Here is a 12,517-nt window from a genome sequence, read left to right on the forward strand (position 1 = left end):
CTACCAGTCGATCTCCGGAGTCAGACCGAATTCGGCGAAGGTACTCAAAATAGTCTCGCGCAGTTCGTCTTTGGTGTTCGTCCGGTCGAGCAGGTACGCGGAGATTCTGATGAAGATTTTGCCGCGGGCGCGCCCGGACACCAGCAGCAGCTGTCCACCCATGCCCTCCAGAGTGCTCTTCTTCATGCCGGGTTCGAACGGTCGCATGTGGGCATGATCGGCGTCCGTGCCATCGGGCCGGTTCACCGCCGCAGGCAGATCACCAATGTTGGAGACGGTGACTGGCAGCGTGGCGCCACCGGCGGCTACTCCCGACAGTCTGCGCACGACCCGCTTGGGTGTCAGCGGTGTCAACGGCAGCGGCGCCAGCCACTCGTTGTCGGAGTTGTCCATCGCTTCCAGGATCGTCTGGGTGATCTTGTGGTGCATTTCCCGAAGGTCGGTTGCCGCTGGAGTCGGGTCCACTGAGATGTCCACCGCGGTGATCGCGTTGCCGCGGATATCACCGCTGGTCCGTAGGTTTGCCACCAGGCGCAAGGTGACAGCTCCGTCGTCGTTGACCCGTCCCACCCGAACAGCCAGTCGGCACGCGACTCCTGCCACCAGCGAATGACTGCTGGCACCAAGGGTTTTCGCGAGAGCATCCCATTCGGCCAGATCGACGAACGCCGTCAGGGCAGGCATCTCGATGGTCTGATCGTCGCTGAGCGCCTTCGGTGAACGTGGTGCCGCCCTCATCGTCGTGGTGAGCTCTTTGCGGTCGCGGCGTGCCCGCCGGGCCACAGCAGCCAACGCCCGCCCCACGTCGGGCAGTTCTTTGACCGACTGCCGGAAATCTTCACGCAGTGCGCGTCTGCGGGTGCGTGATCCCGCCGGCGGGTAGCGCAGGGTGTGGGTCCGCCCTTCCGCCGCATCGGCGATCGCCTGGCCGAACGCCATCGCGTCGACCACCGCATGCGAAACCACCAGACTTACCGCCGTACCCCCGTCGTCGAGCGGCAGGACCCCGAGATGCCAGCCCGGACCCCACTCCGGGTCGATGGGCAGCCGGCCACGCTCGTCGGCCCATGCGCTCACCTCGTCGCGGGGACGCGGCGTTGCGGCGATGTCCATGTCCTGCGACCTCGGCGACAACACCCAGCGATCCCGGGCAAACGGCAACGGAGACCGCTCGACCGTGCGACCGAACATGCCGGAGCCGAGGTTTTGGTGGAAACGCCGCAGCCCATCGAGATCGGCACCGCGGTCATAGATCCAGGTCACCTGAATCAGCGCGCCGTGCACCGCTCGCGTCGCGAGAAACGCGGCCTGGTCCAGGTACGCGAGCAGATTGTCCACCGGCTCGTCAGCTGCAGTGGCGATTTGCACCGCTGGGACCGCCGGCGCGGTGGCGGCGAGTAGCTCGGCAAGGTGGCCGGCGAGCGAGGTCGGCGTGGGGTGTTCGAAGACCAGGGTGGCCGGCAATGTCAACCCGGTTTGGGCACCCAGAGTGTTGCGTAGTTCCAGGGCGGTCAGCGAGTCGATGCCGAGGTCCTTGAATGCCTGTTCGGTATCGAGGGCGTCGGGGTCGCGGTGCGCCAACACCGTAGCCGTGGCGTTGGCCACCAAGGCGGTCAACGTTTCGAGTCGTTGAGCCGCGGTTTGACCGGCCAGCTTGTCCCGAAGCCCCGACTCGGTCGTGTCCGACCCCGGGCCCGTGGCTTCCCCGGCATCCAAGCGCGACGCCAACTCGGTCAGCAGTGGATGTGCCCGGCGAACGGTGAACGCGGGCACGAACTTATCCCACGAAACATCGGCAAGGGTGATGAACGTGTCGTCAGCCTCGATGGCCTGTTGCAGTCCGGTCAGCGCAACAGTGGGTGGTATCGGGTGCAGCCCGATTCGCTGGAAGATGTCGAGAACCTCGCGCGGCATATTGCTGGCCTCATCCGCCCACAACCCGAACGCGGGTGCCACCGCCGTGCACCCGGTGCTGCGCAACCGTCCGGCCAGCGCCTCGATGTGGGCGTTGGCGGCGGCGTAGGCGCCTTGTTGCGCACCTCCCCACGTCGCCGCTCCAGAGGAGAACAGAATGAAGGTTTCCGGCGGGTCGCCTTCGAGCAGTTCCACCAAGTTGTCGGCACCCACCGCTTTGGCGGCATAGCTGTCGGCGAGCTCTTCAACGGTGGTGTCCGACACGGCGTTCCAGCCAATGGCCGCTGCGGCGTGCACCACGGTTCTGACGGGCCCATGCGCGCTGCGGATGTCGTCGAGAGCGGTTGCCAGGGCTGACCGGTCGCTTACATCGACCGATATCGCCGCCACTGCCACGCCGCGGGACTGCAGTTCCTGGCGCAGTTCGGCTGTCTGCGGATGCTCTGCGGCGTTACGGCTCAGTAGCACAATGGGATTGGCACCCGCGTCGGCGAGCCACCCGACGATGTGCTTGCCCAACCGTCCCGTTGCGCCGGTGACCAGCGCCGCCCCAGTGGGATTCCACTTTCCGGCCCGCTCGAGGCGCTCTGCGGACAACGGCGCCTCGACCAGGCGACGCGCGCTCACGCTCTGCTGACGTATCGCGAGCTGGTCTTCGGATTGCGCGCAACTCAGAATCGCGTACAGCTGCTCGATGTCGCGCGGAGCCGCCGTAGCCGGAAGATCGACCAATCCGCCCCACTGGTCGGGGTGTTCGAGGCAGACCGACTGTCCCAGCCCCCACGCCGCGGACTGGGCCGGACTCGCGGGACGATCATCGCTGGACACCGAAACCGCGCCTTCGGTGATGACCCACAACGGTATTCCGAGGCCGGAGTCGCAATGAGCTTGCGCGAGAACAAGTGTCGAGATCAGACCGATCGATGTTCCGGGGAACTGGGGATGCCGACGCTCGTCTGTGGCCAGGAAGGAGACGATTCCATCGCAGTGCGCCCGCGTGGTGGCCGTCTTCAACAGCGCGGACAACGACTCTCTGCCAACGTCATTGGGGTCAACGGTGAGCACTTCCACAGCGTCGGCGTACCGTGCCGACAAGCCGGTGATCCATGCGTCGTCGGCTTGTTCCGGGAAGGCCAACACCAGCCAGCGACGACGCGTCAACGGGGAGGTGTTAGGCGTCACTGTTTGCCAGGTGACCCGGTAGCGCAACTGGTTCGCCGCTGATCGCGCCCCGAGATCGCCGCGCCACTGTCGCAAGGCGCGCACTACCGCACTTAGCGATGCCGGATCCGCGGTGTCGCTCAACCCCAATACCTGTGCGAACGTGTCGATCGCTTCGTCGTCGACGGCCTTCCACAGCGCGCCCTCGGCGGGTCCGCTGACAGCGGTCGCCGCGGTCGGCGCCGTCCAGTACCGCTGGTGCTGAAAGGCGTAGGTGGGCAGCCCGACGGCGTGGGCATCGGGATAAAGAGCCTGCCAGGACGGGGATTTCCCGTGATTGTGCAGGTGAGCCAGCGTGGTGCCCACCGTGTCGAGGTCGGCTCGGTCGCGGTGCAACGTGGTGATCACTGCCGACCCCGCGCCGTCGGCGGTACCGACCAGGGTGTCGGAGATCGCCGCAGCCAACACCGGGTGCGGCGAGAGTTCGACAAATACGTGCTCGCGCTTACCGAGCAGCGCGGCGATGTTGTCGTAGAACCGCACTGGTTCACGCAGATTGCGATACCAGTAGTCGGCCCCCATCTCGGTGGTGTCGAGCGGATGACCCGATAGCGCGCTGTCCACCGTGGAGTACAGCGGAATACGCGAGGCCTGCGCGGTCAACCCGGCCAGTTGCTCGCGGAGTCGGTCACCCAGCTGCTCCACCTGGGCGCAGTGCGATGCGTAATCGACTGCGATGCGGCGTATTTGAATGTTGTCCCGTTCGCATTCCTCGGTGAGCTGGTCGAGTGCGGCAGGTTCGCCACTGACGATGGTGTGCGAAGGGCCGTTGATCGCGGCGATGCTCACCGCACCGTCCCAGCGTTGCAGCCGCGGCCGAACCTCTTCTGCGGGAAGCACAATCGAGGCCATACCGCCGCTGCCCGACAGCACGGTGATCGCCTGACTGCGCAGTGCGGCGACCTTGGCGGCATCGTTGAGGGAGAGCGCACCGGCGACGTAGGCGGCGGCGATTTCGCCCTGGGAATGCCCGATCACCGCGTCCGGGATGATTCCGTAGGAAGCCAATAAATCCGCTAGCGACACCATGATTGCGAACAGCACCGGCTGTACGACATCGACGCGGTCCAGCGACGGCGCCGCGGGATCCTGGCGTAGTACGTCGCGCACCGACCAGCCGGTGTAGGGGCGCAGCGCCTCGTCACACTCATCGAGACTGCGCGCGAAAACGCGGTGGTGCTGGTAGAGCTCCATGCACATGCCGGCGTACTGGGCGCCTTGGCCCGGGAAGACGAACACCGTTTCCGCGGGCAGCTGGTGCCCGAGACTGTGATGTCGCGTCAGACGCGGATGAGGCAGGTCTGCGGTCAGCGCGTCCAGGCCCTCCAGCAAGTCTTGGCGGGGATCCTCGCTACCGAGGTATGAGGTGATAGTGGCCCGATACGGGTGCGGGGTCCGCGTGGTGGCCAGACTGTAGGCCACGTCGGCCAGCCCGACCTCGGGTCGATCACGCAGGTACTCGCGCAATCGGTGTGCTTGTGCGGCAAGGGCTTTGGGACTGCGCGCCGAAATAGGCCACAGCAGCAACGGCGAAGGTGCGGCGTGCTCCAAGAGTTCCTGGGGGGCTTCTTGGAGGCTGGGGGGAGCTTGTTGCACGATGACGTGCGCGTTGGTGCCGCTGATCCCGAATGAGGACACTGCCGCGGTGCGGGGACGATCGGCGGCCGGCCAGGGCGCCGCCTCGGTGAGCAACCGCACTCCCCCGGCCGACCAGTCGATATGCGGACTGGGTTGATCGGCGTGCAGCGTCGGCGGCAACAGGTCGTGGTTGAGTGCTCCAATCATCTTGATCAGCCCGGCGGCACCGGCAGCGGCCTGGGTATGACCGATATTGGACTTGATCGAGCCGAGATACAGCGGATTATCGGGATCCCTGCTGGCGCCGTAGGTCGCAAGCAGGGCCCCGGCCTCGATCGGATCGCCCAGCGTAGTGCCGGTGCCGTGTGCCTCTACGACGTCGACCTCATCGAGCCCGATACCGGCGTTGGCTCCCGCTTGACGGATGACGCTCTGCTGGGCGGGTCCGTTGGGGGCGGTCAACCCGTTGGAGGCGCCGTCCTGGTTGATCGCCGATCCCGGGATGACCGCCAACACCGGGTGGTTGTTGCGCTGGGCGTCGCTGAGTCGCTCCAGGACCAGGACCGCGGCACCTTCACCCCAGCCGGTGCCATCGGCGTTGGCGGAGAAGGCTTTACAGCGCCCATCGGCAGCCAGCCCGCGTTGCCGAGCGAACTCGGTGAACACCATCGGCGTGGTCATCACCGTGACGCCGCCGGCCAGCGCGAGGTTGCTTTCCCCGTTCCGAAGCGACTGGCACGCCAGATGCGTGGCCACCAGCGACGAAGAACATGCGGTATCCACGGTGATAGCCGGGCCCTGTAAGCCCAACGCATAAGCCACCCGTCCGGAGGCCACACTGGTGGACAGGCCGGTCATGGCGTATCCCTCTACGCTGTCGCCGGCACCCGCGCCGTACGGTTGCGACCACGCCCCGACGAATACACCGGTCTGCGAGCGCAGCAAGGTGGCCGGATCGATCCGTGCGGTTTCCAACGCTTCCCAGCAAACCTCCAGCAGCACCCGCTGCTGGGGGTCCATCGTCTGAGCCTCCCGCGGGGAGATCCCGAAGAACTCCGCGTCGAACCCGGCGGCACCCGCCAGGAATCCGCCCGCGCGGGCGTAGGTCTTGCCCACCGCGTCCGGGTCTGGGTCGAACAATTCGGCCAGGTCCCAGCCGCGATCGGTCGGGAATCCGCTCATCGCGTCGGTGCCGCTGGCCACCAGCTCCCACAGCTCCGCTGCCGAATCGACGCCGCCGGGGAACCGGCACGCCATACCCACCACCGCGACCGGCTCGTCTACCGCCTCGCGCGTAATCACCTGCGGAGCCACCGCAGCCGACCCGCCTAGCAACTGTCCGAGGTGGGTGCTCAGCTCGGCCGGGGTCGGATAGTCGAAGGCCAGGGTGGGTGGCAGATCCAGCTCCGTCACGGTCTTTAGCCGGTCGAGCAACTCGGTAGCTTTGACCGAGTCAAATCCTAAGTCTTGAAACGCGGACTCGGGGTCGATGTCGTCAGGGCTGGGTCGACCCAACACCGTGGCCACCTGCTCGCACACCATCCCCACCAGCAGGTCTTGTTGTTGCTGGCGAAGCGCGCGCAGCCGCTGGGCTAGCCCTGTCTCAGTCCCGGTGTGCTCCTTGGCTTCCTGCGCCGCACTGGGCTTCGGCCGACGGGTAAAGCCGTCGATGCGGGTGAACTCGTCGCGCTGGTACCGCTGCAGGCACTCGCGTCGTCTGACCTTGCCGCTGGTGGTGAGCGGGATCGAATGCTGCGCCACCAGAACGAGATCCGCGACGCTGAGGCCGTGCGCCTTCGATATCGATGAGGTGAGTTCGCGTTTGACGGCGGTAATCTGTTGCGCAGCAGCCTCTTCGGAGTCGGCACGTACCTTGAGCTCGACGATGGTGACCAGCTTCTCAACGCCGTCGGAGCCGGGAACCGCGATCGCCACGCAACGGCCCGCCGTGGTCTGCTGGATCGTTGCCTCGATGTCGTCCGGAGAGTGGTTGCGCCCGTAGACAATCAGCAGATCTTTGATGCGGCCGATGATGAACATCTCGTCGTCGAAGAGGAAGCCGAGGTCACCGGTTCTCAGCCACGGCCCCTCGGGGGTGTCGGGCGAGGGATCGACCACGGTGGCCCCGAAGGTGCGTTCGGATTCCTCGGGCTTCTGCCAGTAGCCGGTAGAGACATTGTCGCCCAGGGTCCAGATCTCTCCGACCGTGCCCTGCGGGCACTCGATGCGGGTCTCGGGGTCGACAATGCGGACAAGTGGCGACCGCGGTTTGCCGTAACTGACCAGCGGTGTTCCCTCGCCGGGCGCACACTGCTTGGCGTTGCCGGCGGTCAGTTCGTCGGTTTCGAAGTACACCACCGCTGGTGGCTCGGCAGCTTCGCGGGTCGTGACGTACACGGTGGCTTCCGCCAGCCCGTAGGAGGGTCGCAGCGCCTTGGGTGGAAGGTTGAAGGGCGCGAATCGCTTGGCAAAGCGCTTGAGGGTGGCGGGTTGTACGCGTTCGGCGCCATTGAGGATGTGGCGCACATGCCCGAGGTCAAGCCCGGCTAGGTCGTCGTCGGTTGTTTTGGCTGCCGCCAGTTCGAAGGCGATGTTCGGCCCTGCCGTAAACGGATTACTTGCGGTGGCCAGCAACTGCATCCACCGCGCCGGCCGCTGCAGGAAGAACGGCGGGCTGGTGAGCACGGCGGGAATTCCGGCCGCGACCGGAAGACCAATTCCCACAATCAAACCCATGTCGTGGAAGAAGGGCAGCCACGAGACGATCGTGCTGTCCGGCGGCGCAACTCCCCCTTCCTCGTGGTAATAAGCGGACATGATCTGGTCGATATTGACCAACATGTTTTTGTGCGTGAGCTCGACTCCGGCCGGGGTGCGGGTAGAACCGGAGGTGTATTGCAGATACGCAATTTCCGGCCAGTCATCCGGCTGCTCAACGGGCGGAGGCTCGGCATCCAGATCCAGCAAATCCAGCTCGATCATTGCCGGCGCCGGACCGCCGGGCTCAATGCACTCGGCGACCGCGCTGGCCACCGACGATGTGGTGAGAATGGCAGTCGGCGACGCGTCTTGCAGGACTGCGCTGGCTCGCTCGTCAGTGGCACCGCCCTGCGGAGCCGACAGCGGAACGGCGATCTGACCTGCTTCCAGGGCGCCCAGGAACGCGACGATGTAGTGGAGTCCTTGGGGCGCAAGCACCACAGCGCGGTCACCGGCAGACCCGTGAGCCCGTAGTTCCCGTGCCACGTTCAGCGTCCGCCGATACACCTGCGACCACGTCAGGCTTTCGGAAACGCCCGCCGGGTCCTGCTGGTAGTCAATGAAGGTGAATGCTGTTTCATTGGGCCGCAGACGGGCATGTCTACGCAGCACAGCAGGGATAAAAGGCTCAAGCACGGCTCGACATTACCGCGACGGCTACACCGGCGTGCCCAAAGCCGGATCTGAATTCTGACCGCTCACGGCGTCGCCAGGTCGCCCCTCGCAAAGGGTCGCTGCGACCCATCACGCGCCATCTGCCCAGCTCACGGGGTGGGGCGGCACCGAACCCGCCAAGGTTAGGTGCCGCCCTGCCGACTCCTAGATGAACGGGTTGAGGACCGGCGGGATGATCTGGTTGCCGGTCACGCCGGTCAACCGGACAAACATCTGAGCGGGGATATTCAGCGTCTGGTAGACGCCGGCGCCGAGCCATGACACCGGTAGCTTCAGAAGGTCGGGCACCGAATTGACGATGCCCTGTATCGGGTCGAAGACCAGGTAGGGAATCGTCGCTGCGACGGTGCGCGAGTCCAGAATCAAGTTGGTCGGCACATCGGGATATCCCTGGGCAGCGAAATCGGCGCTGAGCACGTTGTACAGGTTGGTGTCTAGAGCTGGGGGCATGGGGGGCGGGACAATCGCAGGATTTACGTAGGTCCCGTTGAAGCTGGCGTCCGTCAGGGGTGCGCCCTCCATATATGACGGCGGCGCGATGTTGAACGTGTCCATGATGGTTGGCGTGGTACTGACGATTTGCCAGGAGTTGTTGATCCACCCGTCGTGAATGTCGTTGCCCGCCTGGTCCCACATCAGGAATGTCGCTGTCTCCAAGGGAGATTGGAAGCCGTGACCGCGGCCGAACTGGTTGGGATCTATGTGCCCGTGGTCGGTAACCATCAGCACGTTCCATTCCTCGCCGTGGGCCAATTCCCAGTCGCTGACTGCTCCTAGCACGCCAGTACCTGTCCCCGGAGTGCCAGTGCCGTAGTGACCGAGATTGGCGTCCATATTCCGAAGGGCCGCGGCGTACTCCGGCGAGGCGCCGCCGTATTGATGCCCCATTTCGTCGACGCCTACGAAGTAGGAAAAGATCAGATTGCCCTTGTTCGACGGGGCGTTCGTGATCGCGGTTTGAGTAGCTGAGCCGACCTGGTTCTGCGACGTTACCCAGTACGGGTCAGTTGCCGCGTTGTGCCCGACGAAGATGATGTTGTCCGCGGGGTGGGAGCCGGCCCCGGCGATGTCGGTTATGACGGGCCAGTTGCCGATGACCGTGGTGTTGATGTCATTTCCATAGGTGCCTTCGAGTTGATTGAACACCGTCGGCCAGTTGTCGTATGTCCACCCGGTGAAGACGTTGTTGGTCACGCCGGCGGTCTCGCTCCACACACCGGTCTGAATGGTCGTCCACGACGGGTTGGAAATGCTGGTGTGCCCGATGATCGTCGACGCGGAGGTGGTGCTTTCCAGCATGAAGGCGTGGAAGTTCGGGGTGCCAGCGGGGTCGGCCAGGATTCTGCTGAGGTTCGTGCCGTCCGTGCCGATCAACAGGAAATTCGCGTCCGGTGTGGCCATGGCGAACGCGGCGGCCTCTTCAGCAGTCGCGAACATCACCGGTGAGGTTTGCCCAGCTTGGCCGGTCGCGCCCGGGGTGCCGAAGAACAACGATCCGCTGCCGCCGAGTCCGCCGGGCCCGCCGGGGATGACTCCGCCGCCAGACGGGGTGCCGTCAAATATGATGCCGCCGAGACCTCCGGTGCCGCCGGCCCCGCCGTTGCCGTAGAACAAGCCGCCCGTGCCGCCGACACCGCCGGCCCCGCCGCGCAGACCACCGGTGCCACCGATCCCACCGTTGCCGAAGAACCCGGCGTTGCCGCCGCGGCCTCCGGCCTGGCCCGGCGTACCCGACCCGCCCCTGCCGCCGTTGCCCCACAGGATCCCGCCGTCGCCACCGGCTTGCCCGGTGCCGTTCACTCCGTCGAACCCGTCGCCGATCAACGGCCGTCCCAGCAGGAAGTTTGTGGGCGCGTTGATCGCACCCAGAACACCGTCAACGACGGGTTGCAGCGGTCCGGCGTTGATCGCTTCGGCGGTCGCATACGCCGCGCTGGCGTTACCCAGCGCGTGAAGGAATTGCTCATAGGACGCCGCTACCCGGATGCTGGCCGCCTCGTATGCCTCGGCGTGGCCGGAGAACAGCGTGGCAATCGCCACCGATACTTCGTCACTGGCAGCGGCGACCAGAGTGCTGGTCCGGGCCAGCGCCGCAAGGTTCGCGGACCTGATCGAGGAGCGGATGCCGGCCGCGTCTGCCGCTGCTTTGATCAACAGGTCCGGCGTTGCGATTACGTACGACATCGTTGTCTCCCTCACCCGGAAAGTTCTTGATCCTGGGAATGTTTGCACGATTCGGCGCCGTTTTCGAGCAAATCAACAAGGTGGGTCTCGCGGCCCCGCGAACGAGCGGTGCGTGCGAGCGTCACCCGAGCCCCACCGTGCACACGAGCCCCGCAGAGAAAGTTCAAAGGGCTGTCATAACTTCATCTTCGGTGCCCGGCGACACAACCTCGCGGGAGCGCGTGTCAGGGTGACAGGAAGAGCCGGATGGGATCTCCGTCCTTGGCCTCGAGTTGGCGTACCGCCTCCTGGGCTTGTTCCAGCGGCAGGACGGCAGAGACGGATTGGCTCAGATCAAGACGGCCCCACTGCAGCAACCGGACGATCTGCTCGACGTGTGGTGGCTGATATCCGTAGTGCCCGAGTATTCGTTGCTGATGCGCCACCAGGGCAACACTGTTCTGGACGGTCAGTGGTCGCCCGCTGAGGCCGATAATCGTCAGGCGCCCAGCGGGATTGAGAAGTGGGAGGATCTGTTCGTCGATGCCCGGAAACCCCGCGAAGTTGAACGCGGCGTCAAGTCCACGTCCACCGTTGATCTCACGCAGCGCCTCGGCAAAGCCCGGGTCGGTCGGGTCGAGGGCCGCGTCGGCACCGCGCAGGACCGCATTCTGCCGCGGTCCAGGCAAGGGGTCGACCGCGATGATCGGTGCGGCCCCGATCATCTTCAACAGTTGAACGGCGTGTACGCCGAGGCCACCTATACCCCACACCCCCACGGCCTCACCGGCTTGGACATCCGCGGTGTGGCAGATGGCAGCCCACGGAGTCGACACAGCGTCGGGGACAATGCACGCTTGCTCAAATGGCAGCGACTCCGGAATCGCCACGAGGACTTCCTGCGGCACGACGACGTATTCCGCCCACCCACCGTCATAGTCGACACCCATCGTGTCGACGCCCCATGGCTTTGCGATGAGCGCCTGCAACGCGACCCGGTCGCCCTCGGTCCATCCGACAACTCCGGAGCCCAGGACGTCGATCGTCCCCGCAACCTCATGACCCAGAGTGCGTTCGGCGTCGGCGTTGCGCAGCGGAGCGACCAGTCCATCGATCAGGTGGACATCCGATAGACAGACTCCGGCCGCCCGCACGTTGACTCGAACGTGGCCCGGACCGGCACTGGGTATCGGAACCTCCTTCACCCGAAATTCTTTGGTGCCGAAGTCGATTCGTCCTGCCTTCATCGTGCCCATGCGTAGTCCTCGCACTTGATCGGAAGAGATTCCACCCAGCCTCTCAGCTGCGAACTGCGCCGGCTGGGACCGCAGCCCTCCCCCATGATCATAGCAATAAAATGACACTATGTCAATAATTAATGACAGGTCGTATAGTATGAAGACACCCGGCCGGCTTCACTCGCTTGGTGACTCGGCTCGGAGCCTGAAACCGGGACCCGCGGCACTCGAACGTTAAGGTAAAAGTCTTATGCCGAAATCAGCGTCCAAAGCGGGTGGTGACGACGCCGTCGTGCTTGGCGACCGACGACTGCCGAGCAAGGGCGAGCGCCAACGACGTGCCATCCTCGACTGCCTGCCCAAGTTGCTGGTGACTCGACCTGTTGGCGAACTCACCGTCGGCGAGATTGCCGACGCGGCCGGAGTTCAACGCTCGGGCTTCTACTTCTACTTCGAGTCGAAGTACGCGGCGCTGGCCGTCATCACCTCCGAAATCTGGTCGGAGCTCATGGACCGGGCGCAGGTATTCACCCGCTCCGGTGACGAGTCCGTGGCCGACTTCACCGCAAGATGCGCGGACATCGCCCTCGACTTGTGGCATGAGCATGAAGGCGTCCTGATGGCTTCAGTGGAAGCGATCCCACTCGACGAGCAACTGGCGGCGCTCTGGCAGGAATGGATCCTGCGGCTGAGCGCGCTCATCACCGAGCAAGTGCTGACGGATCAGAAGCGAGGCTTGGCACATCCCGCGTCATCCGACGTGCCGGCGCTCATCTCGACGTTATTGGAAATGACCATGCACGTCTTCTATCTCGATCGACTGCGGCGACATAAGCGGACCCAGACGCGTAAGACACGTGAGATGGTGCTGTCGATCTGGCTCGCTTCGATCACGGGTGACCCGACTGCGGCGGCGGACAAACCAGCCAGGTCCTCGTCGCGCCGCCGCTGAGGCTTTACCCGGGTCG

General features: G+C 65.0%; 4 protein-coding genes. 1 reads left to right on the forward strand and 3 read right to left on the reverse strand.

Annotated elements, in window-relative coordinates:
- From A5634_RS07105 to A5634_RS07115, 3 genes are all read right to left on the reverse strand, one after another.
- Positions 1–8,109 (reverse strand): type I polyketide synthase, encoded by an 8,109-nt coding sequence (locus tag A5634_RS07105; RefSeq protein WP_081290248.1) that lies wholly within the window; start codon positions 8,107–8,109, stop codon positions 1–3.
- 183 nt (positions 8,110–8,292) lie between these two features.
- On the reverse strand, positions 8,293–10,332 hold the full coding sequence (locus tag A5634_RS29850; RefSeq protein WP_065143351.1) for a PE domain-containing protein: 2,040 nt from the start codon (positions 10,330–10,332) through the stop codon (positions 8,293–8,295).
- Positions 10,333–10,556: 224 nt separating this feature from the next.
- Positions 10,557–11,567, reverse strand: a complete 1,011-nt coding sequence (locus A5634_RS07115; RefSeq protein WP_065143352.1) for a zinc-binding dehydrogenase — start codon at positions 11,565–11,567, stop codon at positions 10,557–10,559.
- Positions 11,568–11,799: 232 nt separating this feature from the next.
- Here A5634_RS07115 and A5634_RS07120 point away from each other — a divergent pair, with 232 nt between their 5' ends.
- Positions 11,800–12,501 (forward strand): TetR/AcrR family transcriptional regulator, encoded by a 702-nt coding sequence (locus tag A5634_RS07120; RefSeq protein WP_065143353.1) that lies wholly within the window; start codon positions 11,800–11,802, stop codon positions 12,499–12,501.
- Positions 12,502–12,517: the final 16 nt, after the last annotated feature.

It is taken from the genome of Mycobacterium asiaticum (assembly GCF_001673365.1).
Classification (GTDB): domain Bacteria; phylum Actinomycetota; class Actinomycetes; order Mycobacteriales; family Mycobacteriaceae; genus Mycobacterium; species Mycobacterium asiaticum_A.